Origin of the sequence: Rhodobacter flavimaris, assembly GCF_021378075.1 — a bacterium.
GTDB lineage: Bacteria > Pseudomonadota > Alphaproteobacteria > Rhodobacterales > Rhodobacteraceae > Rhodobacter > Rhodobacter flavimaris.
In genome coordinates this window covers 58470-82143 of the sequence record NZ_JAJUOS010000004.1, presented here as the reverse complement: position 1 = coordinate 82143, position 23674 = coordinate 58470, and the positions used below count along the sequence as shown (strand labels likewise).

The 23674-nt window shown below is 66.1% G+C and carries 26 protein-coding genes; 19 read left to right on the top strand and 7 right to left on the bottom strand.

The window, feature by feature from the left end; all coding sequences use genetic code 11:
* The first annotated feature begins 5 nt into the window (after positions 1 to 5).
* The 7 genes from ocd (at position 6) to LZA78_RS06820 (ending at position 6578) form a co-directional block, all read left to right on the top strand.
* Entirely contained in the window at positions 6 to 1076 is a 1071-nt protein-coding gene (gene ocd, locus LZA78_RS06850; protein WP_233676196.1) for an ornithine cyclodeaminase, read from the top strand.
* A gap of 134 nt (positions 1077 to 1210) precedes the next feature.
* A complete protein-coding gene (gene bioB, locus LZA78_RS06845; RefSeq protein ID WP_233676195.1) occupies positions 1211 to 2191 on the top strand; it encodes a biotin synthase BioB in 981 nt (326 codons plus the stop codon).
* Entirely contained in the window at positions 2188 to 3312 is a 1125-nt protein-coding gene (locus LZA78_RS06840; RefSeq protein WP_233676194.1) for an 8-amino-7-oxononanoate synthase, read from the top strand. Before bioB ends, LZA78_RS06840 begins: the two co-directional genes overlap by 4 nt.
* Positions 3309 to 3929: a dethiobiotin synthase gene (bioD, locus tag LZA78_RS06835; protein ID WP_233676193.1), complete on the top strand. Its 621-nt coding sequence runs from the start codon at positions 3309 to 3311 to the stop codon at positions 3927 to 3929. Before LZA78_RS06840 ends, bioD begins: the two co-directional genes overlap by 4 nt.
* Positions 3926 to 5212, top strand: a complete 1287-nt coding sequence (bioA, locus tag LZA78_RS06830) for an adenosylmethionine--8-amino-7-oxononanoate transaminase (RefSeq protein WP_233676192.1) — start codon at positions 3926 to 3928, stop codon at positions 5210 to 5212. The genes bioD and bioA overlap by 4 nt, the downstream gene beginning before the upstream one ends.
* A complete protein-coding gene (locus LZA78_RS06825) occupies positions 5209 to 5829 on the top strand; it encodes a pimeloyl-ACP methyl esterase BioG family protein (protein ID WP_233676191.1) in 621 nt (206 codons plus the stop codon). The genes bioA and LZA78_RS06825 overlap by 4 nt, the downstream gene beginning before the upstream one ends.
* Positions 5826 to 6578, top strand: a complete 753-nt coding sequence (locus LZA78_RS06820) for a methyltransferase domain-containing protein (RefSeq protein ID WP_233676190.1) — start codon at positions 5826 to 5828, stop codon at positions 6576 to 6578. The genes LZA78_RS06825 and LZA78_RS06820 overlap by 4 nt, the downstream gene beginning before the upstream one ends.
* Here LZA78_RS06820 and LZA78_RS06815 read toward each other — a convergent pair.
* Positions 6575 to 7183, bottom strand: a complete 609-nt coding sequence (locus LZA78_RS06815; RefSeq protein WP_233676189.1) for a GntR family transcriptional regulator — start codon at positions 7181 to 7183, stop codon at positions 6575 to 6577. The two genes, LZA78_RS06820 and LZA78_RS06815, sit on opposite strands and share 4 nt — an antisense overlap.
* Positions 7184 to 7443: 260 nt before the next feature.
* Between LZA78_RS06815 and LZA78_RS06810 the strand changes: the two genes are divergently transcribed.
* The 12 genes from LZA78_RS06810 (at position 7444) to LZA78_RS06755 (ending at position 16374) form a co-directional block, all read left to right on the top strand.
* Complete coding sequence (locus LZA78_RS06810) at positions 7444 to 7998, top strand: RNA polymerase sigma factor (protein ID WP_233676188.1); 555 nt, start codon at positions 7444 to 7446, stop codon at positions 7996 to 7998.
* Complete coding sequence (locus tag LZA78_RS06805; RefSeq protein WP_233676187.1) at positions 7995 to 8552, top strand: zf-HC2 domain-containing protein; 558 nt, start codon at positions 7995 to 7997, stop codon at positions 8550 to 8552. Before LZA78_RS06810 ends, LZA78_RS06805 begins: the two co-directional genes overlap by 4 nt.
* 10 nt (positions 8553 to 8562) lie before the next feature.
* On the top strand, positions 8563 to 9768 hold the full coding sequence (locus tag LZA78_RS06800) for a S8 family serine peptidase (RefSeq protein WP_233676186.1): 1206 nt from the start codon (positions 8563 to 8565) through the stop codon (positions 9766 to 9768).
* 147 nt (positions 9769 to 9915) lie between these two features.
* Positions 9916 to 10326, top strand: a complete 411-nt coding sequence (locus LZA78_RS06795) for a hypothetical protein (RefSeq protein WP_233676185.1) — start codon at positions 9916 to 9918, stop codon at positions 10324 to 10326.
* 127 nt (positions 10327 to 10453) lie between these two features.
* Complete coding sequence (locus LZA78_RS06790) at positions 10454 to 11542, top strand: transglutaminase-like domain-containing protein (RefSeq protein ID WP_233676184.1); 1089 nt, start codon at positions 10454 to 10456, stop codon at positions 11540 to 11542.
* Between the two features lie 141 nt (positions 11543 to 11683).
* Complete coding sequence (locus tag LZA78_RS06785; protein WP_233676183.1) at positions 11684 to 12298, top strand: ribonuclease D; 615 nt, start codon at positions 11684 to 11686, stop codon at positions 12296 to 12298.
* Positions 12279 to 13235, top strand: coding sequence for a KpsF/GutQ family sugar-phosphate isomerase (locus tag LZA78_RS06780; protein WP_233676182.1), 957 nt, complete (start codon positions 12279 to 12281; stop codon positions 13233 to 13235). The genes LZA78_RS06785 and LZA78_RS06780 overlap by 20 nt, the downstream gene beginning before the upstream one ends.
* Entirely contained in the window at positions 13235 to 13834 is a 600-nt protein-coding gene (locus LZA78_RS06775; protein ID WP_233676181.1) for a hypothetical protein, read from the top strand. The genes LZA78_RS06780 and LZA78_RS06775 overlap by 1 nt, the downstream gene beginning before the upstream one ends.
* 7 nt (positions 13835 to 13841) lie before the next feature.
* Positions 13842 to 14324 carry a lipopolysaccharide transport periplasmic protein LptA gene (lptA, locus tag LZA78_RS06770; protein WP_233676180.1) on the top strand — a complete coding sequence of 161 codons (483 nt, stop codon included), beginning with the start codon at positions 13842 to 13844 and terminating at the stop codon, positions 14322 to 14324.
* On the top strand, positions 14324 to 15082 hold the full coding sequence (lptB, locus tag LZA78_RS06765) for an LPS export ABC transporter ATP-binding protein (protein WP_233676179.1): 759 nt from the start codon (positions 14324 to 14326) through the stop codon (positions 15080 to 15082). The genes lptA and lptB overlap by 1 nt, the downstream gene beginning before the upstream one ends.
* A 217-nt stretch (positions 15083 to 15299) precedes the next feature.
* Positions 15300 to 15875, top strand: a complete 576-nt coding sequence (gene hpf, locus LZA78_RS06760) for a ribosome hibernation-promoting factor, HPF/YfiA family (RefSeq protein ID WP_233676178.1) — start codon at positions 15300 to 15302, stop codon at positions 15873 to 15875.
* Positions 15876 to 15909: 34 nt separating this feature from the next.
* Positions 15910 to 16374 (top strand): PTS sugar transporter subunit IIA, encoded by a 465-nt coding sequence (locus LZA78_RS06755; protein WP_233676177.1) that lies wholly within the window; start codon positions 15910 to 15912, stop codon positions 16372 to 16374.
* On the opposite strand, the gene LZA78_RS06750 is transcribed toward LZA78_RS06755, so the two are convergent.
* Genes LZA78_RS06750 through galU form a run of 6 tightly spaced genes read right to left on the bottom strand, consistent with a single transcriptional unit; the run spans position 16375 to position 23617 of the window.
* Complete coding sequence (locus LZA78_RS06750; protein WP_233676176.1) at positions 16375 to 17742, bottom strand: nodulation protein NodH; 1368 nt, start codon at positions 17740 to 17742, stop codon at positions 16375 to 16377.
* 3 nt (positions 17743 to 17745) lie between these two features.
* Positions 17746 to 19452 carry a DUF5927 domain-containing protein gene (locus LZA78_RS06745; protein ID WP_233676175.1) on the bottom strand — a complete coding sequence of 569 codons (1707 nt, stop codon included), beginning with the start codon at positions 19450 to 19452 and terminating at the stop codon, positions 17746 to 17748.
* 3 nt (positions 19453 to 19455) lie between these two features.
* The gene (locus LZA78_RS06740) at positions 19456 to 20466 is read right to left on the bottom strand and encodes a glycosyltransferase family 2 protein (protein WP_233676174.1); all 1011 of its coding nucleotides are present in this window, start codon (positions 20464 to 20466) and stop codon (positions 19456 to 19458) included.
* 42 nt (positions 20467 to 20508) lie between these two features.
* Positions 20509 to 21744, bottom strand: coding sequence for a glycosyltransferase family 4 protein (locus LZA78_RS06735; protein WP_233676173.1), 1236 nt, complete (start codon positions 21742 to 21744; stop codon positions 20509 to 20511).
* The gene (galE, locus tag LZA78_RS06730) at positions 21734 to 22720 is read right to left on the bottom strand and encodes a UDP-glucose 4-epimerase GalE (protein ID WP_233676172.1); all 987 of its coding nucleotides are present in this window, start codon (positions 22718 to 22720) and stop codon (positions 21734 to 21736) included. Before galE ends, LZA78_RS06735 begins: the two co-directional genes overlap by 11 nt.
* 3 nt (positions 22721 to 22723) lie before the next feature.
* Entirely contained in the window at positions 22724 to 23617 is an 894-nt protein-coding gene (gene galU, locus LZA78_RS06725) for a UTP--glucose-1-phosphate uridylyltransferase GalU (RefSeq protein ID WP_233676171.1), read from the bottom strand.
* Positions 23618 to 23674: the final 57 nt, after the last annotated feature.

Here is a 23674-nt window from a genome sequence, read left to right as displayed (position 1 = left end):
CTGACATGTCCCTCAATCTCGTTCCGTTCGTCAGCGTCGATCACATGATGCGGATCGTTACCCTCACTGGCGTGGAGACCTTCCTGCGCGATCTGGCGGCCTATATCGAGGCCGACTTCCGCAGATGGGAAAGCTTTGACAAGACGCCGCGCGTCGCCGCCCATTCCGACTCGGGCGTGATCGAGCTGATGCCGACCTCGGACGGCGAAACCTACAGCTTCAAATATGTGAACGGTCACCCCGAAAACACCCGCAGCGGCCGCCAGACCGTGACCGCCTTTGGCGTACTGGCCGATGTGGCGACGGGCTATCCGGTGCTGATGTCGGAAATGACCATCCTGACCGCGCTGCGCACGGCGGCGACCTCGGCGCTGACCACCAAGGTGCTGGCGCCGCTCGGGGCCGATACCGTGGCCATCATCGGCAACGGTGCGCAGTCTGAATTCCAGGCCCTGGCGTTCCACGCGCTGATGGGGATCCGCAAATTCCGCCTTTACGACATCGACCCGAGCGCGACCGAACGCCTGATCGCGAACCTCTCGGGCAAGGGCTTTTCGATGCAGGCCTGCGCCAGCGCGCAAGAGGCGGTTCTGGGCGCGCAGATCATCACCACCGTGACCGCCGACAAGCGCTATGCGACGATCCTGTCCGACAACATGGTCGCCGAGGGCGTGCATATCAACGCGGTGGGCGGCGATTGCCCGGGCAAGACCGAGCTGGCGCGCGACGTGCTTCTGCGCTCGGAGATCTTCGTGGAATACCCGCCGCAGACCCGTATCGAGGGCGAGATCCAGCAGCTTGATCCCGACCACCCGGTGACCGAGTTCTGGCAGGTGCTGACCGGCCATGCGCCGGGCCGCGTTTCGGACCAGCAGATCACGATCTTCGACTCGGTCGGTTTCGCGACCGAGGATTTCAGCGCCTTGCGCTACCTGCGCGACCGGGTCTCGGCCACCGGGCTATGCACGCCGCTCGACATGCTGGCCGACCCGGACGAGCCGCGCGATCTTTACGGGATGATCCTGCGCTCGGCCGCGAATACCCCGGCGCGGGAGATGGCCACCGCCGCGTCTTAAGCGCAGCCCTAGGGCCTGATGTGACCGATCCGGGGCGCCACATCGCTGCGGCGCCCCGTTCTTATCTGTTGCGCCGCCCGGAATTATCGATAAACAAGAGCGCAGTCACGCAATCTTTGGATTTTATCGATAAAATGAGCGACACACAGCCGAAATGGACCCGCGAGGCCGCCACAGCCCTGCACGATCTGCCCTTCATGGAGCTGCTGTTCCGCGCCCAGACCGTGCATCGCGCACATTTCGACCCGAACAAAGTGCAGATGTCGCGACTTCTGTCGATCAAGACTGGGGGCTGCGCCGAGGATTGTTCTTACTGCTCGCAATCCGCGCGTAATGGTTCGAACCTGTCGGCCTCGAAGCTGATCGAGGTCGAGCGGGTGCTGAGCGAGGCGCGCAAGGCGCGCGAGGCGGGCGCGACGCGGTTTTGCATGGGCGCCGCCTGGCGCGAACCCAAGGAGCGCGACATGGACACGCTGGTGGCCATGGTCGAGGGCGTCAAGGCGATGGGCATGGAAAGCTGCATGACGCTGGGGATGCTCGATGACACGCAGGTCGTGCGGCTGCGCGATGCGGGGCTCGATTACTACAACCACAACATCGACACCTCGGAACGCTACTACCCAGAGGTCATCACCACCCGCACCTTCGCCGACCGCATCGCCACGCTCAACCGCGTGCAGGAGGCCGGGATCAAGGTCTGCTCGGGCGGGATCATGGGCATGGGCGAAGAGGCCACCGACCGCATCGACATGCTGGTGTCGCTGGCCAACCTGCCCAAGGCGCCGGATTCGGTGCCAATCAACATGCTGATGCCGCAGGCCGACACGCCCTTGGCCAAGGCCGAGCCGCTCGACCCGATCGCCTTCGTGCGCGTGATCGCGCTGGCGCGGATCATGATGCCGCAATCGCATGTGCGCCTCTCGGCTGGTCGCAGCGAGATGAGCGACGAGATGCAGGCGCTGTGCTTCTTCGCCGGGGCGAACTCGATCTTCGCGGGTGACACGCTGCTGACCGCCGAGAACCCCGGCGACAGCCGCGACATGGCGCTTTTCGCCAAGCTCGGGCTGCAGCCGATGGCGGCGGAGGAGCATGCCTGCACGGAAGCGGCAGAATGACCACCGCAGCCCGGCTGGCCGGCGCGCTTGAGGCGCTGGCCGCGCGGCACCGGCTGCGTCGGCTGATCCCGCAAGAGGGGCTCGATTTAGCCTCGAACGATTATCTCGGGCTGGCGGGTTCGGCCCTGTTGCGCGATGCGGCGCTTGGGGCACTTGCGCGCGGTGTGCCGCCGGGGGCCGGTGGTTCGCGCCTCTTGCGGGGCAATCACCCCGAGCATGAGGCGCTGGAGGCCGAGGCCGCTGCCTTCTTCGGCACCGAGGCCGCGCTATACATGGGCGGCGGCTTTCAGGCCAATCAGGCGATCTTCTCGACCCTGCCCGCAGCGGACGACCTGATCCTGCACGATGCGCTGGTTCACGCCAGCGCGCATGAGGGGATGCGCTTAGGTCGCGCCACCGCGCGGGCTTTTGCCCATAACGACGCCGAGGACGCACGCCGCGTTCTGGCGCAATGGCGCTCTGATGGCGGCCGTGGACAGGTCTGGATCGCGGTTGAAAGCGTCTATTCGATGGAGGGCGATCTGGCGCCCCTAACCGATCTGACCGCCCTGAGCCGCGAGGCGGGCGCTGTTCTGGTTGTCGATGAGGCCCATGCCACCGGCATCTTCGGCCCACACGGGCGCGGGCTTGCGCATGACCTCAATGCCGAGGTGCTGACGCTGCACACCTGCGGCAAGGCGCTTGGATCGTCGGGCGGGTTGATCTGCGGCGCGCGGGTGATGATCGACACGCTGATCAACCGCGCGCGGCCCTTCATTTTCGCGACCGCCCCGGCACCGCTGAATGCCGCGATCACCCGCGCCGCGCTGGACGCCTTGGCCCGGCAGCCCGACCTTGTGACCTCGGCTCAGGCGCGGATCGCCCATGCCCATGCCGAGGCGCGCCGCCTGTGCGGGATCGAGGCGCTGCGCAGCCAGATCATCCCGGTCATCCTGGGCGAGGACGCGCTGGCGATGGCCCGGGCCGAGGCGCTGCGCGCGCAGGGCTTCGACGTGCGCGGCATCCGCCCGCCGACCGTGCCGCGCGGCACGGCGCGGCTGCGAGTCTCAATCACCGGCAATGTGGACGCGGCGCAGATCACCGCTCTGTTTGAGGCCATTGCCCAGCAGGAGGCAGCATGAAACCCGTCATCGTGACCGGCACCGATACCGGCGTGGGCAAGACCGTCTTTGCCGCCGGGCTGACCGCCGCACTGGGCGCAAGCTACTGGAAACCCGTTCAGGCGGGTCTTGAGGACGCGACCGACAGTGAGGTGGTCGCCGCGCTCTCCGGCCGCCCGACCCTGCCCGAGGCCTATCGCCTCAAGCTTCCCGCCTCGCCGCATCTGGCCGCCGAGGCCGAGGGGCTGCGCATCGACCCCGCGCGCCTTGCCCTGCCGCAGGTTAAGGGCCGCCTTGTGGTCGAGGGGGCGGGCGGCGTCATGGTGCCGCTGACGCGCGAGATCTCCTACCTCGATATGTTCGCGCGTTGGGGCGCGCCGGTCATTCTGGTCGCGCGCACGGCATTGGGGACGATCAACCATACCGCGCTGTCGCTTGCCGCCCTGCGCGGCGCGGGCTGCCCGGCTCTGGGCGTGGCCTTCATGGGTGCGCCCGAACCCGAGGTCGAAGACAGCATCGCCCAAATCTGCGACGTGCGGCATCTGGGGCGGATCGGCCCGCTTGCGCCGCTTGACCCGCAAAGCTTGGCCCGCACCTTCGAGGCGATCGACCTGCCCGCCATCGAGGCCGCGCTATGACCCCGCTTGAGTTTGACGCCCGCCACCTGTGGCACCCCTATACCAATGTGGCCAAACCCGGCCCGATGCACCTGATCACCGAGGCCGAGGGCGTCTGGCTGACCCGCGACGACGGGGTGCGGATGATCGACGCGATGTCCTCGTGGTGGTGCGCGATCCATGGCCACCGCCACCCGGCGATCACCTCGGCCATGGCCGAGCAACTCGGGCGGATGCCGCATGTGATGTTCGGCGGGCTGACCCATACTCCGGCGATCGAGCTTGGCCGCAAGCTGGTGGCGATGCTGCCCGAGGGGCTCGACCGGACTTTCTATTGCGACAGCGGTTCGGTCTCGGTCGAGGTGGCGCTGAAAATGGCGGTCCAATACCACAAGGCGCGTGGGCGCGATGGCAAGGTGGGCTTCGCCACGATCCGCGGCGGCTACCACGGCGACACCTGGAAGGCGATGAGCGTGTGCGACCCGGTCAACGGGATGCACGGGCTGTTTCGCGGGGCGCTCTCGATCCAGCATTTCGTGCCGCGCCCGCCGGTGGCCTTCGGTGCGCCCTGGCCCGAAGACCCGGCGCAGAACGGGCTTGCGCCGCTGGCGCAACTGCTGGCCGAGCAGGGCGAGGCTATCGCCGCGTTGATCCTTGAGCCCGTCGTACAGGGCGCGGGGGGGATGTATTTCTACCACCCCGAATGGCTGCGCGGCGCCCGCGCGCTTTGCGAGGCGCATGACGTGCTGGTGATCTTCGACGAGATCGCGACTGGCTTTGGCCGCACGGGCGAGATGTTTGCGATGGATCATGCCGGGATCGCGCCTGATATTCTTTGCCTGGGCAAGGCGCTGACCGGCGGGCATATCTCTTTCGCGGCGACCGTCGCCACCGCCGAGGTCGCCCGCACCATCGGCGAAAGTGCTGCCGGCGTGTTCATGCACGGGCCGACCTATATGGCCAATCCGCTGGCCTGCGCGGCGGGCTGCGCAAGCCTTGGGCTGCTTGAAACCGGTGCATGGCGCGCACAGGTCGCGGCCATCGCGCAGCAGATGCAGGCCGAACTGGCACCCGCGCGTGACCTGCCCGGCGTGGCTGATGTGCGGGTTCTGGGCGCCATCGGCGTGATCGAGATGACCGCGCCTGTTGACCCCACCATCGCGCATCGGCTTGCGCCCCAAACCGGCGTCTGGCTGCGCCCCTTCGCGCGCAATATCTACGCGATGCCGCCCTTTACGATCACCCCGCAGGAACTGAGCCGCGTGACCTCGGCCATGGTCGCGCTGGCCGGAGGCGTGGCATGAGGCGGCACTGGCTGGCGCGCGCAGGCTCGGACGAGTTGACGCTGGTCTTCGCGGGCTGGGGCCTTGGCGCGGCGCCGTTTGCCGGGCTGACCGGTGCTGCCGATGTGCTGGTGGTGGATGACTACACGACCCTCGACGATCCGCTGCCCGAGGTCACAGGCTATGCCCGCCTGCGGCTGCTGGCCTATTCCTTCGGCGTGGCCTCGGCTGCGCATTGGCTTGCGCGCGCGGACGTGCGGCCCGCGCGGCTCGTGGCAGTCAACGGCACGCTGCACCCCGCCGACCCGCAGCGCGGCATCGCCCCCGAGATGATTGCCGCCACCGCCGACGGGCTGAATGCCGATAGCTTCGCGCGTTTTTGCCGCCGCGCGGGGCTGACGGGCCCCGCCCCCACCATCGACCATCGCGCCGCCGCGGCCGAACTGTGCGCCATCGCCGCACGCGGCGCCGCCCCCGAAACACCGTTTGATCGGGTCTGGATTGCGGATGCCGACCGGATCATCCCCACCGCCGCGCAGGTCGTGGCGTGGCACGATCAGGCCGAAGCCGTGCGCCGTATCCCCGGCGGCCACGTGCCCTTCCGCCCCGGCCAAAGCTGGCAGGAGTGGTTCGCATGAGCGCCATCTCCGCCGAGCGTGTCGCGCGCAGTTTTCGCCGCAGCTTTGCCAGCTATCATGCGGCGACCGGGCCTCAGGCGCGGATTGCCGAGCATCTGGCCGCGCGACTGGCCGCGCTTGGTGCGCCCGCTCGCTTCGCGCAGGGGTTTGAGATCGGCTGCGGCACCGGCCATCTGACGCAGGCGCTGAAGGAGCGGTTCGAGTTCGACCGGCTGACGCTGAACGATCTGACCGAGGGCGCCTGCGCGACGGCGAAGCTTCACGGCGCAGAGTTCACTCCGGGCGACGCACGCGACTGTGGCTGGCCCCCGCAGCCCGATCTGATCGCCTCGGCCTCGATGATCCAGTGGCTGGAGGCGCCCGGCGCGCTGGTTGCCCAAGCGGCGCGGGCGCTGGCGCCGGGCGGGTGGCTGGCGATCTCGGGGTTTGGCCCGGCGCAATTTCATGAACTTGCCCGGCTTGGCTCGGACGCCCGCGCGCCGGGGTTGATCGCCGCGCAGCACCTGGCAGACGCCCTGCCCCAAGGCGTCGAGATCCTCGACCTTGGCGAGCGGCAGGAGGTCTTGTGGTTCGACACCCCGCGCGACGTGCTGCGCCACCTGCGCGAGACCGGCGTGAATGGCGCGGCCTCGCAGGTATGGACGCGGGCGCGGCTGGCGCGCTTCGATTCGGAGTATCGCGCGCTCTTCGGCATCGCGCGGGGCGTGCCGCTCACCTATCACCCGATCTGGATGATCGCGCGCCGTTAACTGAGCCGCGCGAGGTGGCGCTGCATGACCGCGCTGGCGCGTGCCGCGTCGCGCTCGCGGATGGCGGACATGATCGCCTGATGATCGGGGTCGCTGCGCGGCTTCCAGCGGCTGGCGTGCTTGGCCAGAAAATGGCGCGCATAGAGCAGTTGCAGATTGTCGATCTCTTCGCTCAGCCGAGCCATGCCGCAACCGGCGATGATCGCCATGTGGAACTGGCGGTTGGCCTCTTCCCAATCGACGGCGGTCTGCGCGGCGTCACACGCCAGACGCATTGCCTCAGCATGGGCGATCTGGGCGGGGGTCAGATGCGGAACCGAATGCAGCAGGGCCATGGGTTCCAGCGCTTGACGCATCAGGCGCAACTCCTCGACCGCGCTGCGATCGAGCGGCGCCACGCAGATCCCACGACGCGGCAGACGCAGCGCCAGCCCGCGCCCAGCAAGATACAAAAACGCCTCGCGCACGGTGACGTGGCTCACGCCGTATTCGCGGGCGATATGGTCCTGCAACAGCTTCTCGCCCGGAGCGAACTCACCGCGAACGATGCGCGTGGTCAGCAACAGTGCGATCTGCTCCGATTTGATGTTCTGTTGATCGGTCACGGCAGGAAACTGGTTAGGGGCAATCCCACCTAACCAGTTTCCGCGCTCCAGAGAAGCCGAAAGCGTTGGGTTGGGGCGTTTCAGCCCCTCAGGAACGTCCCAAAGGCGTCCCGCGGAGGCACGCAGCGGTGTTCGAGCCTTCACCGGGTGCGCGCAGATAACCGCACGGCTGCGCTTGACAGCGGGCACCTTCGTCCAAAACACTATGAGGGTGTTTCATCCGTTTCTTGGCGCCCTCTTATTCATTTACAGGATCAAGCTTGACCGATCCCCTCGCCCCCCTCCTTTCGGCGATCGCGGCGCATGACAAGGCCGCGCTGGCGGCGCTGTATCGGCAGCTGGAGCGGCCGGTCTACAGATTTATCCTCTCGCGATTGAACGATCCGCATGAAGCAGCCGACATACTTCATGACGTGTTCATGGAGGTCTGGCGTAGCGCGGGCCGTTTCGAGGGGAAATCGAAAGTGCAGACATGGATCTTTGGAATCGCCTGGCGCAAGGTCATCGACCTGCGGCGCAAGACCGGGCGGATGGATATGCCGGGCGAGACGCCCGAGATGGCCGATGAAAGCGCCGATACCGAGGCCGCGCTGCTGGCAGGGCAAGAGGCCGCGCATCTGCGCCACTGCCTTGATGAGCTGGGCGACGAACACCGGATGGCGATCACGCTCGCCTTCTACGAGGACATGACCTACGCCGAAGTTGCCGAGGTCGCCCGTGTCCCCGAAGGGACGATCAAGACGCGGATCTTTCATGCGAAGAAATTGCTGCTGCGCTGCCTTTCGGGGCGCGTGACGCGGGAGGTGGCCGGATGACGGATCGCGAAGACATCGAGGCGCTGCTGCCCTTCTATGCCAATGGCACCCTGTCGGACCCCGAGCGCGCCGCCGTCGAGGCCGCGCTGGCCGAAGACCCTGCGCTGGAGCTGGAGCTTGCCGCCCTGCGCGCGATGCGTGACACATTGCAGGCCGAGGCGCCGCGCAGCCCCGGCGAATTCGGTCTCGCCCGCCTGATGCGCGATGTCGAGCGCGAGGCACGACCCGCGCGTCCGCGCTCGCATTTCTGGCAGATCGCCGCGGCGGTCGCGCTCGCGGCGTTCCTGGGTCAGAGCCTTTACCTGCTAAGCCAGCGCGATGCGGGTTATGAGCTGGCGGGCGAGGCGCGCGATACGATCAGCGTGGCCTTCGCCCCGGCGGCCTCCGAGGCCGAAATGCGGAACCTGTTGCAATCGCTTGGTCTTGAGATCGTCGGCGGGCCGAGTGCGCTTGGGCTTTATGACGTCGCGGCGCCCGGGCGCGCAGTGTCTGCTCAGGATGTCGAGGCCCTGCGCGCCTCGCATCTGGTCGAGGCGGCTGACCGTGCGGAGTAAGCGCAGACATATGCTCGGGGCGACGATCGCCCTGATCGCGGCGCTGGCGCTTGCGCCTGCGGCCCATGCCCAGACCAGCCCGACCGGCGCGCCTTCGGGTGCAGGTAGTGACAGAGTCTCCGACGACAGCCCGCGCCCGGATCGGCGCGCTGTGTCCGGGCAGGTCGCCCGCACGCGCGGCCAGCCGGAATTCATCGCCCTCGGCCCGGCGGCTGAGGCCGCCCCGGCTGCCGAGGCCCTGCTGGCTGCCGGGGCCACGCAGATCCGCCGCCGCGACTATCCCGGCCTTGGCCGCGTAGGGCAGGTGTTCTTGTTGCCGCGCGGGCTGTCGCTCGCGCAAGCGCAGGCACTGCTAAGCACCGCCGCGCCGCGCACCCGTTTCGATGCCCATCACCTTTATGGCTATGCGGAGGGCGCGCCGCGCGTTTACGCGCCCGCGCTGGTGTCGGGCGGGACGGGTTGCCGCCTGACCGCCGGGCGCGCGGTGGGGATCATTGACGGGCCGGTCGACCGGGGCCACCCGGCGCTTGCGGGTGCGCGGATCGATTCCGTGGCGCTGATGGGCGATGCACGTGGTGAGTCGCCCGATCACGGCACAGCGGTGGCCGCCCTGATCGTGGGCGAGGATAGCGGCGGCGCTTTGGGCGGTTTTGCCCCCGGCGCACGGTTGATCGCGGTGGATGCATTTTCCGGGATGGGCACGCGCGGGCGCACCGATGTGGAACTGATCGGCGCCGGACTCGATCTGCTGTTGCGCAGCGATGTGCGGCTGGTGAACCTGTCGATCTCGGGTCCGGCCAATGCGGCACTGGCCGACCTGCTTGGCGCCGCTTCGACGCAGGGCATGGTGATGATTGCCGCCGCCGGGAATGAGGCAGGCGGCGTTGGCTGGCCCGCCGCCGCGCCCGAGGTGATCGCGGTCACCGCCGTTGATGCAGCACTTCGGCCCTATCGGCGCGCCAACTCCGGCCCCGAGGTCGAGTTCGCGGCGCCCGGTGTCGATCTGTGGGCAGCACGGAAAGGCGGCGGCGCCTATGTCAGCGGAACCTCCTATGCCGCGCCGATTGCCACGGCGCTGGCGGCCCGTCTGGGCGCGGGCCGCAACCTCACGACCGATCAGCTGCGCCGCGCGTTGCGCGCCTCGGCCCGCGATCTGGGGCCCGCGGGGCGCGATACGCAAACCGGCTGGGGCCTTGTGCAGGGTTCTGGCTGCTAAATTTCTTCAATTAATTTCCCTCAATAACAATGAACTAAAAGAATTCTGAATTTTCCTTCGGAAATCTTTGAACCCTTCGTCTCCGCCGCACGACACACGAATGTAACCCGGACAACACCGGCACACATTCAACCCAGGAGACGACAAATGACCTTCACCACCAAGACCGCTTTCGCCGCCCTCGCCCTGATCGCCGCTTCGGTCGGCACGCAAGCCAGCGCCAAGGGCAATGCCGGTGCCAGCATGGCAGCCTGCGCCTCGCATGTGATCAGCGCCTGCAACCAGAACTCCAAGCACCCCGAGGCCTGCACCTCGGCCGGCCTCGATGCCTGCGAGGAACTGCACGGCAGCGCCTCGCAATCCGCCCCCGCGATCGGCCGCATTCGCATCATCGAACGCCCCGATGGCACCTACCGCGTCGTGCTTGAAGGCAAGCCGGTGCCGCGCCCGGGCCGCAACAACGACAGCGGAAACGGCGGCAGCAATGACGACGGCGACACGAACGACACGCCGGACCGCTCGCCGAGCGACTCGGCCGCCGACTCGATCAGCCGCTGATCGGCAGGGATAATCCAGCGCGGGGCGGGGCAGGCAACTGCTCCGCTCGTTCTTTTGTTGCCGCGCTTGCAGCATCGGACACAGGGGACTAGAGAGGCGCCAACATTGAAGCAAAGGCGTTATCGACATGAACAGACGGACGATCCTGAAGCTCGGCGTAGCGGCCTCGGCCGTTGCGATGCTGCCGCGCATGGCTGCGGCCTCGTTCGCACCCAAGCCCGCGGGCTGGCGCGAGTTCGAGGTGATCACGCGCATCGACCTGCCCGCGGGCGACGTGGCCCAGGCCTGGGTGCCGCTACCCTCGGTGGATCAGGAGGGTTGGATGAAACCCGGCGCGCTGAGCTGGACGACCAGCGCCGAAAGCGCCGAGATCAAGACCGATCCGGTCAGCGGCGCGCGCTTCCTACATGTGCAGTGGGAAGCCGCCGATGCGCCGCGCTCGCTTGAGATCGTCGCCACCGTCGCGACCCGAGATCGCGCCACCGATTTAACGCAGGCAGGCACCGCCCCGGCCCTGTCCGAGGAAGATCGCGCGCTTTACACCGCGCCGACCGCGCTGATCCCCACCGACGGGATCGTGCGCCAGACCACCGATCAGATCGTGGTCGGCGCGCGCAGCGACCTCGACAAGGCCCGCCTGATCTACGAATGGATCGTCGAAAGTACCGCGCGCAACCCCGAGACCCGTGGCTGTGGCCTGGGTGACGTAGCCTCGATGCTGGAAATGGGCGACCTGACCGGCAAATGCGCCGACCTGAACGCGCTGTTCGTCGGGCTGGCCCGTGCGGCCGGTCTGCCCGCGCGCGATGTCTATGGGCTGCGCGTGGCGCCCTCGGCCTTCGGCTACAAGAGCCTTGGCGCCAACAAGCCCGATGTGACCAAGTCGCAGCACTGCCGCGCAGAGGTCTATCTGGAGGGCTTCGGCTGGGTCGCCGCCGATCCCGCCGATGTGCGCAAGGTGATGCTGGAAGAGCCTCCGGGCAATCTTGGCTTTGACGATCCGAAGGTGGCCGATGCCCGCGCCGCGCTGTTTGGCGCCTGGGAGGGCAACTGGATCGGCTACAACTTCGGCCATGATATCGCGCTGCCGGGCTCGAAGAACGACCCCGTCGCCTTCCTCATGTATCCCGAGGCCGAGATAGGCGGGGAACGCCTCGATCCGCTCGATGCGGCGGCCTTCGCCTACTCGATCACCGCGCGCGAACTGACCGCGTGATCATCTGCGGCAGCCCGCGAGGGCTGCCGCGCTCAAATCGGCGCCAGTTCGCCGTATCCCCACCCTGAACCAACCGGGTTGCGTTGGCAAAGCCCGCACAAAGGGATTATATCTGCGCCGACAAGACGAAGAGGATCCGGCGTGGCCATTTACCTGCATCAGAACGACCTGCCCGAGGGGCTGACCCTTGGGCCCGTGGTTGCCATCGACACCGAAACTATGGGGCTCGACCCGCGCCGCGACCGGTTGTGCCTTGTGCAGCTTTCCTCAGGCGACGGTAACGCGCATTTGGTGCAGATCGCAAAGGGCCAGAGCGAGGCACCGCGCCTCTGCGCGATGCTGGCCGATCCGGGCGTCGAGAAACTGTTCCACTTCGCGCGATTCGACATCGCCGCGCTGTATAATGCCTTTGGCGTCGTCACCGCCCCGGTGTTCTGCACCAAGATCGCGTCCAAGATGGTGCGCACCTTCACCGACCGTCATGGGCTGAAATACCTGCTGCAAGAACTGGCGGGCGTGGATATCTCGAAGCAGCAGCAGACCTCGGACTGGGGTGCGGCGGAGCTGACGCCGGCGCAGCTCGAATACGCGGCCTCGGACGTGCTCTACCTGCACCGTCTGCGCGAAGTCCTGGTCGAGCGCCTGGCACGCGAGGGCCGCACCGGGTTGGCGAAAGCGTGCTTCGATTTCCTGCCCGCCCGCGCGCAGCTGGACCTGATGGGGTGGGAGGAGCCCAATGACATCTTCCACCACTGATTACATCGCCACTGCCCGCCGCGTGATCGAGATCGAGGCCGAGGGGCTGGCGCAATTGGCGGCGGGCCTGAACGGCACCTTCGTCGCGGCGGTTGAGACGATCCTGAAGGCGCGCGGCCGGGTCATCGTGTCGGGCATGGGCAAATCAGGCCATGTCGGGCGCAAGATCGCGGCGACGCTGGCGTCGACCGGCACGCCCGCGCAATTCGTCCACCCGGCCGAGGCGAGCCACGGCGATCTGGGCATGGTCACGCGCGACGATGTGGCGCTGGTCTTGTCGAACTCGGGCGAGACGCCCGAACTGGCCGACCTGATCGCCCATACCCGGCGCTTCCAGATCCCGCTGATCGGTGTTGCCAGTCGTCCCGACTCGACCCTGCTCAAACAGGCCGATGTCGCGCTGGTGCTGCCGCGCGCGACCGAGGCCTGCGGCACGGGCAATGTGCCCACCACCTCGACCACCATGACGCTCGCACTTGGCGATGCGCTGGCCGTCGCGCTGATGGATCATCGCAAGTTCACGCCCGAGCATTTCCGCACTTTCCATCCGGGCGGCAAGCTGGGGGCAAAGCTTTCCAAGGTCGCCGACCTCATGCATGGCGACATGCCGTTGGTCCCCGAGGCCACGCCAATGTCCGAGGCGCTGCTGGTCATCAGCCAGAAGGGCTTTGGCGTTGTCGGCGTCACCGACTCCGAGGGGCGGCTGTCGGGCATCATCACCGATGGCGACCTGCGGCGTCACATGGAGGGCCTGCTAGGCCACGCCGCCGCCGAGGTGATGACGCGCAACCCGCGCACCATCGCGCCCGGCGTGCTGGCCGAATCCGCCGTGGCCGTGATGAACGAGAAAAAGATCACCTGCCTCTTCGCGGTCGATCAGGGGCGCCCGGTCGGCATCCTGCATATCCACGACTGCCTGCGCGCCGGGGTGGTCTGATGCGCTATGACAACAGCCATTCGCTGATCGTGGCATGGGCCAAGATTGCCCTGCCGCTGGCCGCGCTGACACTGTTGTCCACGCTGTTCTTGTTCTCGGACAAGGTCGATCCGCAGCTTGCGCAATTCTACGCCAAGGTCGATGTGGCCGAACTTGCGCGCGAGCAGCGCATGACCTCGCCGACCTATGCGGGCATGACCGAGGATGGCGCCGCCCTGACGGTGCGCGCCAGCGCCGCGCGGCCCGACCCGAATGGCGGATCTGGCGCCTCGGCCGAGGGCCTCGTTGCGAAGGTTGAGACCCGAGAGGGCCTCGTGACCGATCTGACGGCCTCGGCCGGGCTGCTTGATCCGGGCGGCGCGGGGATCCAGTTGTCCGACGGGGTGAGCGTGCAGACCTCTACGGGCTATCGCATGGCCACGCCCATCGTGCAGATCGCCACCGACCGCTCGCGCCTCGAAGCGCCGCAACCGGTAATGGCAGACGGCCCCTTTGGTTCCATCAATGCCGATTCGATGCTGATGACGACCAATGCTGCGGGTTCGCAGGATCTGATTTTCAATGGGCATGTAAAGCTGATATATCAGCCGCAAGAGTGAGGTTTTCATGTTCTCCCGTTCGCGCATTCTTGCCCTGATTTTTCTGCTCGCACCGGTGGCCGTATCGGCGCAGGAGGTGGCCTTCGCCGGGCTGCGCGCCGATACCGCAGCCCCCGTCGAGGTGACCGCCGACAGCCTCTCGATCAACCAGGCGGATGGCACGGCGGTGTTTTCGGGCAATGTCGTGATCGGCCAGGGCGAGATGCGCCTGCAGGCCGCGACGGTGCAGGTCGAGTATGGCGCGGACACTACCAAGATCGCGCGGCTGCATGCCTCGGGCGGGGTCACGCTAGCCTCGCCGACCGAGGCCGCCGAGGCCAGCGATGCGGTCTATGACGTGACCACCGGGCGGCTCGTGATGACCGGCGATGTGCTGCTGACGCAAGGCGCCAGCGTGATGTCGGGGCAAAAGCTCGACGTCGATCTGAAAACCGGCGTCGGCCGGATGGACGGGCGTGTGCGCACGATCCTGCAACCGGGAGGCAACTGATGGCCACCCCTGAACTCAGCCTGGCCGAGGGTGCGGGCGGTCTGCGCGTCACCAACCTGCGCAAAAGCTATCGCAAGCGGCTGGTGATCCGCGATGTCTCGCTTGAGCTGAACCGCGGCGAGGTCGTGGCGCTTCTGGGCCCGAACGGCTCGGGCAAGACCACCTGCTTTTACAACGTCGCCGGGCTGATCACCCCCGATGCGGGACAGGTCACGATCGACGGGCGCGACGTGACCACCCTGCCGATGTATCGCCGCGCCAAGCTGGGCATCGGCTACCTGCCGCAGGAAGCCTCCATCTTCCGCGGCCTGTCGGTCGAGAAGAACATCATGGCGGTGCTTGAGATCGCCGAGCACGACCCGCACAAGCGTCGGGAACGGCTGGAAGAATTGCTGGGCGAGTTCTCGGTCGAGCATCTGCGCCACGCCTCTGCGCTGGCGCTATCGGGGGGCGAGCGGCGGCGGGTTGAAATCGCGCGCTGTCTGGCTGCCGACCCCAAGTATCTGCTGCTTGACGAGCCCTTCGCCGGCGTCGATCCGATAGCCGTGGGCGAGATCCGCGCGCTGGTCTCGCAGCTCAAGCAACGTGGTATCGGCGTGCTCATCACCGACCATAACGTGCGCGAAACGCTCGAAATCGTGGACCGCGCCTATATCCTGCATGACGGCAAGGTGCTGATGTCGGGCACCACCGATGAGGTGGTGCGCGACGAAAACGTGCGCCGCGTCTACCTTGGGCAGAACTTCCGCATCCTCTGAGTGCTGCGGTGCAGCGAATGTCACCCGTTGACACCCCTCGCGATCCGTTCCCAAATGAGACAAATGCGTGAACATGGCCCCATTGCCCGAGCACCCTTTTCGACCGATTCCGGTCCGTCTCGGCCATTGCCATGCGCACAGCGATTCCCCAGATTTAACCGGCCCGCATCCCCGACAATTCCGTCCGGGTTCGGGCCACTGACGTGAAGGAGAAGCCATGCGGTACCAGATCAGCGGCAAACAGCTTGACGTGGGCGAAGCACTGCAAACCCATGTGAAGTCCGAACTGGGCGAGACTGTGGACAAGTATATGCAGCGCCCCACGGATGCGACCGTGGTGTTTTCGCGCGATGCGCATGAATATATCTGCGAAGCGACGGTTCACCTGTCGACCGGCCTGACCGCCTCGGCGAAGGGCCACGCGACCGAGGTCTATGCTGCCTTCGAATCCTGCCGTGAAAAGATGGACAAACAGCTGCGCCGCCACAAGCGCCGGCTGAAGGATCACCACAAGGAACGCTCGCAGCCTGTTGAATTCGGCGCTGCCGGGCTGTATGTGCTCGCCGCGGATGAAGAAGAGTCGCACGAGGACGGCGGTGGCCTTGCTCCCGTGATCGTGGCCGAGATGGAGACCAAGGTCCCCACGCTCTCGGTCGGCGAGGCGGTGATGCAGATGGAACTGTCCAACACCTCGATGCTCGTCTTCCGCAACGAGAAACATGGCGGGGTCAACGTCGTGCATCGCCGCGACGACGGCAATGTGGGCTGGATCGACCCTCGCAACAGCAAATGAGCGCCTGACGATGGCAGGCGCGGAAAAAGGACAGATGGATCTATCCTCGCTGCTCAAGCCGGGCGCCGTTAAGGCGCTCGTCAACGTCACGAGCAAGAAGCGCCTGTTTCAGGATCTCTCGGAAATCGCGCATTCAGCCTACGGGCTGGATGCCTCTCAGGCGATCGACGCGCTGCAAGAACGCGAAAGCCTTGGCCCGACGGGCGTGGGGCATGGCGTTGCCCTGCCGCATGCACGCCTGCACGGCCTGAAATCGGTCGTGGGCGTGTTCCTACGCCTTGAAAAGCCGCTCGATTTCGATGCGGTGGACCGGCTGCCGGTCGATCTGGTCTTCGCACTGTTCGCGCCGAAGGATTCGGGCGTCGATCATCTCAAGGCCCTCGCCCTCGTGTCGCGCACCATGCGCAACGCCGAGGTTTGCGCCAAGCTGCGCGCCAATACCGATCCGGCGGCGCTGCATGCCGTTCTGACGGCCGGGCCGGGTGCGCAAGCCGCCTGATCAGGCGCGCCAATCCCCAAAACCGAATTGCAGGAAGTCGCGCGGATAAGCCTCTCGCGCGGCTTTTTCCATTTCGGGCTGCCAGATATCGGCCAGCTTGACTGGCCCGGTTTCCGGGTCGGGCGCGGTGAAGGCGGGCGCGTCCAACCCCATCGCGCGGGCGAGATAGGCCAGATCCTCGGCCAGCCGATCTTCGCGCGCGAGCAAGTCGGGCGCACCGATCTGCGAAATCGACTGAACCATGTTCGACTGGCTCGCCCAAAGCGGCTGCACCGGCAGGCTGGTCTGCCCGCCCAGATGCGGTTTGAGCCAACGCAGCCATGCCAGAAACCCCGCTGCGTGATCGTCGAGCGTCAACTTGTAGCTTTTTGTCAGAACCCTGCGCGTTTCGTCAAAGCCCGGGGCCTCCAGCAGCGTGCAGAAGGCCAGATGGGCGCGCAACAACGGGTGGCGCAGCACGGTAAAGCTGCGGTGGCCGGGGTGGCGGCGCTTCCACTGCCGCAGGGTCTTTTGTGAGAACCCGTCCTCGACCTCACCCGACTGCTCAAGCCACGAGCGGATCGCCGCGTCCGGAGCCGGGCGGATCGGCATGAACAACAGCCCGGACTCGCGCAGCGCCATGAAGCCGGGCACGTTCGGCCCGCGACGGGGCTCAAAATTCGGCGTGCGTGCCAGATTGAAGCGATCTAGGCGCGCAAGCCCAGCCTCCATCGCCGCCGGGTCAAAGACCTTTTCTTCCAGCGGCTCGGGGTTCTGCGGCACGAGCTTTCCGGGAAGGGCATCCAGACGCGCCTCGACCCCAAGCCATTGCGCCAGGCCGTTCAGCACGGCCAGATCGGGCACATCCTCATAATCGAGATAGAAGGCCGTCTGCCCCGAGGCCTGAAGCGCGTGCAGCACATGCAGCTGAAACTGCTGCAAGGCCTTCACATGGGCGGCGAACTCGGCCGCGTCGAACTCGGCCCGCACGGCCTTGCGGTGGCGCGCGTCGGCAAGCCGCCACTGGCCGGTCGCCCGCGCGATCTTGAGGCTGACATAGCTTTCCAGAGGATTGCGGCTGAGCACGATCTTGGCGCAGCGCGGATCGTCAAGCATCGCGCCAAGCACGCGCGGATCGTGATCGGGGAAATAGCGGCAGCCGCTCAGGCCGGGTTCGGCGCAAATCTTGTTCCACAGCACCAGCGGGTCGGCATCGCGCTCGGCCAAACTCATGCCCAGAAGCGTCTCGCGCTTTGGGTAGCCGATCAGCACGGGATTGAAGGCCTCGCCATGGCAGGTCACACCCGCCAGCGCGTTCAGCGCGGTTTCAAGCAGGTTGGAGCCTGTCCGCATCGCCGCAAGGATGACGAAGCTGTCGAAGCGCGCCATCGGTCACTTCACCACGACATAGGGCCGTGACAGCGCGGGCGCGTTGGGGCGCTTGTCGGCCTCGGTCGGGAAATGGCCGGCCAGCCGCAACTGCATCCCCTGGTTCTTCAGCGCCTGCAAGAAGCCGCCAAAGCCGGTCAGATCGACGATATGCGGCGCCTCGGTCAGGCGTCGGGCATTTCGCGGGGCGATCTCATCGACGATGGCCTGCAGGTTCTCCATTGGGTGTTCGAGGAATTCCGACATGCTCCAGACCCGGATGCGGGCCTTGGCCAGCACGGATTTCAGAATCTCGACCTGATCGAATTCGATCTGTTGCAGACGCGCGGCCTCGTGCCGGATCTCGGCAAAGGTCAGGTTGGAGCGGAAGAGCGGCACCGCCCAAGCCCCCGTCACAACCGAGATCTGCGCATTGGGATCGGCCGCGGTGAAGGCGTTCAGGCTTTGCGTGTCGCGCGGGCCGAACATGAAACATTGCCGCTCGCCGCGCGAGTTCCAGATCAGGCTGGCCAGAAAAGACTGGGGATCGTAGTCGCGCAGGGTGGCGGAGTCGGACAGGCAGCCGTTGAACACAGTCTCTGCGCCAGCGAATTCGGCCCGTTCAGGCCCGAAAAGATGCCCATGCACCCGCGCGCCAACCTGCCGCCCGAGCCAGTCGTCGAAATCCTCGAACAGCTCGGTGAAGCCCTGAAAGATCGAATAGGGCGCCGAGGTCTTGCCATTCTCGCGGCCGCGCAGCGGGTAGCGCGATTGCATATACAGCCCCGCACGCCCCTTGGTGCGCCGCTCCACCGCCTGAGCAAAGAGGCGATCGACCTTCGAAGGGTTCGGCTCGGCTAGGCTCGCGGCCATGCGATTGGGGGCCAGGAAGGTCGCATAAAGCTGGTCGGCCTTGGGCCAGACCTTGCGCGCCACGAAGCAATCCGAGCGGCGCAGCAGCTCGAGGTGGTCATCGTAGAAGATATGCGGCTTACCCTGGAAATCGAACTTCGAGAGCGTCAGCGAACGGCTTTCCAGCGCCCCCGAGTAGCGCCGCACGAGCGTCTGGAAATAGGCCTCATCCGGGATCCAGACCTTCTTGAAATAGCGCTCGTAAAGCTTGCGTCTGGGGTCTTGCAGGATCGCGCTCAGCGTGCGGCGGGTCAGGCACCACCACTGGCTGCCCAGATGCGGATCAAGCCCCTCGGGGATGGTGCGCTTGAAGCCGAGGCGACGTTGCAGCGCGACGTAGCGGTCAAAGGCCTTGCGCTGCGATTTCCACGAGAACGGGAAGCGCAGGGTGAATCGCTCCATATCCACGCCACCCATCGACCAGCCGACATCGGTCGTGGTCACGCTTTCGATAAAGTCGGTGTTGGGCCGCGCGTCGAGATAGTCGACCAGTTCTTGCAACGGGCGCAGCGGCAGGCAGGCCCCCGAGGCGAGATAGACATGCCGCACCTCGGGGTGGCGGGCCAGCATCTGCTCGGCCCCGGCCTGCGAGGCCGCCACCAGCGACCAGGTGCCCCAGTCGCATTTGAACCGCTTGCAGAACGAAACGTTGTCGAGATCTGAGACCGCAGACGTCAGTTGCCCGTAGTCGGCATCGCCCACCCGATGATCGACATGGATAACCACCGGCGCGCCGTGCTCGGCCCAGTGCCGCGCGATCTGCGCGGTCCGGTGAAGCGCCGTATGGCACAGGATGATGAAGCCGACGGTCGTGCCCATGTCCTAAGCCCAGTTCCCCTTCGACATCAGGCCAAGGATTTCAAGCTGTCGCCAGTTGATATATTTCTCGGACCATTTGCACCAGAGGTCCGGCTCTATCGCCAGCGTCTCGGAATAGGCGCGGTATTCGCGCGAACCGTCGAAATGCTCGCCCCGTTGAATTTCCTCCGCGACCTTCTCATTCAGCGGCGAGATGAACTTGGCGTGCAAGAGGCAGCCCGAGACCTTCTCTCCGCCCCATTCGTCATAGACGGTGTTCAGCCCGCGCGGCAGCATCATATGGGTCGAGGAGATGAAGGCAAATCCGCGCTCCCATCGCACGAGCGGCACCTTGTTGAGCGAGGGCGCCTCGGTCGGGCGGTCGGCAAAGAACATCCGCGCACGCGGCCCACCCTGAATCCAGAGGTTATGATACTCGGGGTTCTTCGAGATCGTGTAATTGCCGCCATCGAACCAGCAGGCCGTCTCGAAAGGGTCGTCGCCCGCGCGATAGGGCACCGCGTCGATCGGCCCCTTGGGATACATGTCCAGCATCATCGCCGGGAAGGCGCGGATGTCATATGTATCCAGCCAGTCGGTCAGCGCGTCTATGGGCCGCGTGTCGCAGAAGGGATAGACGAAGAACTCATCAGGATCGACCGTCAGCGTCCAGTGCCCCGTGCCATATTTGCGCAGGAGCCAGTTGATCCAGTCGATGCCGTAACGCGCGCGCCGGTAGCTGGCCTCGGTGCGCCAGAGCGACACATCGGGCTGGGCCAGCAGATACTCGGTCGAGCCGTCATCCGAGCCGTTATCCACGATCAGGAAATGCCGCACGCCCAGTTCGCGGTAGTAGCGCAGGAAATAGGGCAGACGGATCTGTTCGTTGCGCAGCGTGGTGAAGACCAGGATATCCGACGCGGTGATCGCGCCGGTCCGGTCGGCGAGGCAGCTCAGTTCATGCCGTTTGCGGAAGGCGCGGAATAGCAAGCGCTTGCGTTTGTAACGCAGGCGCAGGGTCTCCCGTATGCTCATCTAGCCGCTCCGTCCGCTTCAGGCGCTGTTTCGCGAAGGCTTTCACACCGCGCTTAACACGAGGTTGAAATGCACCTCCCAGCTTGGCAGGGCCGGATGATCCTTGCCCGAAGGGTCCGCCCGTTCCTGCCCGCGCCTGTCGCCTGTCAGGTTTAATATCTTGTTAACCCAGTCATAGCTGTCGGTCGGGTCTGCGTAAATGACACTGTTGCCCAGGAATTCCTCATAGACCGGCAAGGGCGCCGCGATGACGCGGGTGCCAAGCGCCATCGCCTCAAGCGGGGGCAATCCGAACCCTTCGGCGAAGGAGGGCATAAGCAGCGCGTGCGCCCCGGCCAGCAGCGCGGAAACCGCCGCGTCGTTCAGTTCGGACAACTCATGCACCACCTTTCCCATGTAGGGCGCGCTGTCGAGCCGCTGGAACACCGCCTCGTTCTTCCAGCCGCGGCGGCCGATGATCAACAGGCGCGGCGCGCCCTCGGGGCCCATGCGGGCGATGATCTCCTCCCAGGCATCCAGCAGCACGGCGTGGTTCTTGCGCGGCTCGATCGTGCCGAGGGCTACGAAATAGTCGGGCATCAGGTCCAGATCGGGCGGGATTGCATGCGGATCGGGGCGCGGCAGATCGACGCCCAGATGGGCGACAAGGCAGGGCGGGAGCTGCGCCCCGGCGTGGCGCCGAACATCCGCCATGGTCGCGGCCGAGTTGCACAGGATCAGGTCGGCACTGCGGATGACCGCGTCGAAAGTGGCGCGAAACCGCTCGGGCTCTCCGACCCCGGCATAGTCGGGAAGATCGAGCGGGATCGTGTCATGCAACATGACGGTGATGCGCAGCCCCGGCACCCGGCGCAGTCGTTGCAGGTTCTTTTGCTTGAGCGAGCTTTGCCCGACGTTGATATAGCTGATCGGGCGCGGCAGGCGGCGCGCAAGCATCCAGGTCAGCCCGCCACCCGGCACCCGCGCCAATGCGCGCGTCCGCAGACCGGCCTCAAGGCGCAGGCGCGGACTGGTGCGGCCGCGCAGCCGGTCGATCAGGCTGGGTGGGGGCAGGGTCTCGGGGGCGGCCAAGGCTGCGAAAACATACTCGGCCTCGGAGCCGCGCAGCAGCAAGAACCCATAGGAAGTGCGGCAGAGCAGGAACAGCGGCACGTCCTCATGACGCAGCCGGTCGAGATAGGCGGCCTCGACCCGGTCGATCCCGGTCATCGGCCCGCGCCCCACTCGCGACACGAGCCGCGTGATATCCAGAAGTCGGCAGGCGGGCCTATCGCTCATAATGGCCGCTTTGATGCCAGCGCCAGGCATCGGCGATCATGGTGGACAGATCGGCGCGCTTTGGCGTCCAGCCAAGCACACGCGTGGCCTTGGTCGAACCCGAGACCAGCATCGCCGCATCACCGGGCCTCCGCGCGCCTTCCACAATTGGCACCTCGCGGTTGGTCACGGCCCGCGACTGCGCGATCACCTCGCGTACGGAAAAGCCCTGCCCGGTGCCCAGACAGAACACCTCCGATCCCTTCCCGGCCTCAAGCCATTGCAGCCCCAGCACATGCGCATCCACCAGATCGCAGACATGAACGTAGTCACGGATGCAGGTGCCATCGGGCGTGGGGTAGTCCGAGCCGAAAACCGTCAGCGCCGGACGTTTGCCGTCGATAGCATCAAGCATCAGCGGGATCAGATGCGTCTCGGGGCGGTGGAACTCGCCCACCTCGCCCTCGGGGTCCGAGCCCGCGACGTTGAAATAGCGGAAGATGACCGAGCGCAGACCGTGGCTCAGCCCGAAGTCGCGCAGCATGTCCTCGATCGCGCGTTTTGATCCGCCATAGGCGTTGATCGGGCGTTGCGGCGTTGTCTCGTCCAGCACGACGCCGTCCTGATCGCCATAGGTTGCGCAGGTCGAGGAGAAAACGAAATCGAGGCAACCCGCCGCGCAGGCCGCCTCGATCAGGTTCAGCGACGAAATCACGTTGGCGCGCCAGTATTTGCCGGGGTCCTGCATCGACTCGCCGACAAGGCTGAGGGCGGCAAAATGCATCACCGCCACCGGCTGCCATTTCGCAAAGACTGCATCGAGGCGCGCCCGGTCGGCCAGATCGCCCTCTTCGAGCGGACCGAACCGGACCGCATCGCACCATCCGGTGACAAAGCTGTCGTAGGTGACGGGCACATAGCCCGCGGCCCGCAGGGCCTTGCAAGCGTGGGAGCCGATATACCCGCCCCCACCCGTCACCAGAACATGCTTGGCCATCGGTTATTCGGCAGCCGTGCGCATCGCCATGAGATCGGTCAGGTAGTCCGAGAACTCATCGCGCAGATCCTCGCGCGCGAGGCCGAAGGCCACCGTCGCCTGCAGGAAGCCCGCCTTCGACCCGCAGTCGTAACGCTGGCCGCGGAAGCGGTAGCCATAGACCGGGTTGCCCTTGCTGATTTCCTCAGCGATTGCGTCGGTCAGCTGGATCTCGCCACCGGCGCCCTGCTTCTTGGCGTTGAGGTTGTTCATGATCTCGGGCGTCAGGATGTAGCGACCGATCACGGCGAGGTTCGAGGGCGCGACTTCCGGCTTGGGCTTTTCGACCATGCCCTTGACCTTCACGACCGCGCCGTTCTCTTCGGCGATGTCGAGCACGCCGTAGGACGAGGTGCGCTCATGCGGGACCTCCATCGCGGCGACGATATTGCCGCCGGTTTCCTCATAGGCCTCCATCATCTGCTGCAGACAGGGCTTGTCGGCGGCGATGACGTCGTCGGTCAGGATGACCGCGAAAGGCTCGTCGCCCACCAGTCGGCGGGCGCACCACACGGCATGGCCCAGGCCAAGCGCGCGGTTCTGGCGCACATAGGCGATGGCGCCCGAATCCATGTTGGTCGATTCAAGGATATCCAGCAGCTGCGTCTTGCCCGACTTGCGCAGCTGGTTCTCCAGCTCGGGCGCGTCGTCGAAGTAATCCTCAAGCGCGGATTTGCCGCGCGAGGTGACGAAGATGAATTCGGTGATGCCGGCGGCGCGGGCTTCGTCGATGGCGTATTGGATCAGCGGCCGATCGACGAGCGTCAGGATCTCTTTCGGGATCGACTTGGTGGCGGGAAGAAAGCGCGTTCCGAGACCTGCTACCGGAAAAATCGCTTTGGTGACCTTACGTTTCATTACTCACCCGATATTTGCAGACGGCGTCATGCCGCCTTTTAGGTTGCGGAGATATTA

Excerpts from the sequence above, each read along its gene's own strand:
- ocd (WP_233676196.1), top strand. The coding sequence starts at position 6 with ATGTCCCTCAATCTCGTTCCGTTCGTCAGCGTCGATCACATGATGCGG.
- bioB (WP_233676195.1), top strand. The coding sequence starts at position 1,211 with ATGAGCGACACACAGCCGAAATGGACCCGCGAGGCCGCCACAGCCCTG.
- LZA78_RS06840 (WP_233676194.1), top strand. The coding sequence starts at position 2,188 with ATGACCACCGCAGCCCGGCTGGCCGGCGCGCTTGAGGCGCTGGCCGCG.
- bioD (WP_233676193.1), top strand. The coding sequence starts at position 3,309 with ATGAAACCCGTCATCGTGACCGGCACCGATACCGGCGTGGGCAAGACC.
- bioA (WP_233676192.1), top strand. The coding sequence starts at position 3,926 with ATGACCCCGCTTGAGTTTGACGCCCGCCACCTGTGGCACCCCTATACC.
- LZA78_RS06825 (WP_233676191.1), top strand. The coding sequence starts at position 5,209 with ATGAGGCGGCACTGGCTGGCGCGCGCAGGCTCGGACGAGTTGACGCTG.
- LZA78_RS06820 (WP_233676190.1), top strand. The coding sequence starts at position 5,826 with ATGAGCGCCATCTCCGCCGAGCGTGTCGCGCGCAGTTTTCGCCGCAGC.
- LZA78_RS06805 (WP_233676187.1), top strand. The coding sequence starts at position 7,995 with ATGACGGATCGCGAAGACATCGAGGCGCTGCTGCCCTTCTATGCCAAT.
- LZA78_RS06800 (WP_233676186.1), top strand. The coding sequence starts at position 8,563 with ATGCTCGGGGCGACGATCGCCCTGATCGCGGCGCTGGCGCTTGCGCCT.
- LZA78_RS06795 (WP_233676185.1), top strand. The coding sequence starts at position 9,916 with ATGACCTTCACCACCAAGACCGCTTTCGCCGCCCTCGCCCTGATCGCC.
- LZA78_RS06790 (WP_233676184.1), top strand. The coding sequence starts at position 10,454 with ATGAACAGACGGACGATCCTGAAGCTCGGCGTAGCGGCCTCGGCCGTT.
- LZA78_RS06780 (WP_233676182.1), top strand. The coding sequence starts at position 12,279 with ATGACATCTTCCACCACTGATTACATCGCCACTGCCCGCCGCGTGATC.
- LZA78_RS06775 (WP_233676181.1), top strand. The coding sequence starts at position 13,235 with ATGCGCTATGACAACAGCCATTCGCTGATCGTGGCATGGGCCAAGATT.
- lptA (WP_233676180.1), top strand. The coding sequence starts at position 13,842 with ATGTTCTCCCGTTCGCGCATTCTTGCCCTGATTTTTCTGCTCGCACCG.
- lptB (WP_233676179.1), top strand. The coding sequence starts at position 14,324 with ATGGCCACCCCTGAACTCAGCCTGGCCGAGGGTGCGGGCGGTCTGCGC.
- hpf (WP_233676178.1), top strand. The coding sequence starts at position 15,300 with ATGCGGTACCAGATCAGCGGCAAACAGCTTGACGTGGGCGAAGCACTG.
- LZA78_RS06755 (WP_233676177.1), top strand. The coding sequence starts at position 15,910 with ATGGATCTATCCTCGCTGCTCAAGCCGGGCGCCGTTAAGGCGCTCGTC.
- LZA78_RS06750 (WP_233676176.1), bottom strand. The coding sequence starts at position 17,742 with ATGGCGCGCTTCGACAGCTTCGTCATCCTTGCGGCGATGCGGACAGGC.
- LZA78_RS06745 (WP_233676175.1), bottom strand. The coding sequence starts at position 19,452 with ATGGGCACGACCGTCGGCTTCATCATCCTGTGCCATACGGCGCTTCAC.
- LZA78_RS06740 (WP_233676174.1), bottom strand. The coding sequence starts at position 20,466 with ATGAGCATACGGGAGACCCTGCGCCTGCGTTACAAACGCAAGCGCTTG.
- LZA78_RS06735 (WP_233676173.1), bottom strand. The coding sequence starts at position 21,744 with ATGAGCGATAGGCCCGCCTGCCGACTTCTGGATATCACGCGGCTCGTG.
- galE (WP_233676172.1), bottom strand. The coding sequence starts at position 22,720 with ATGGCCAAGCATGTTCTGGTGACGGGTGGGGGCGGGTATATCGGCTCC.
- galU (WP_233676171.1), bottom strand. The coding sequence starts at position 23,617 with ATGAAACGTAAGGTCACCAAAGCGATTTTTCCGGTAGCAGGTCTCGGA.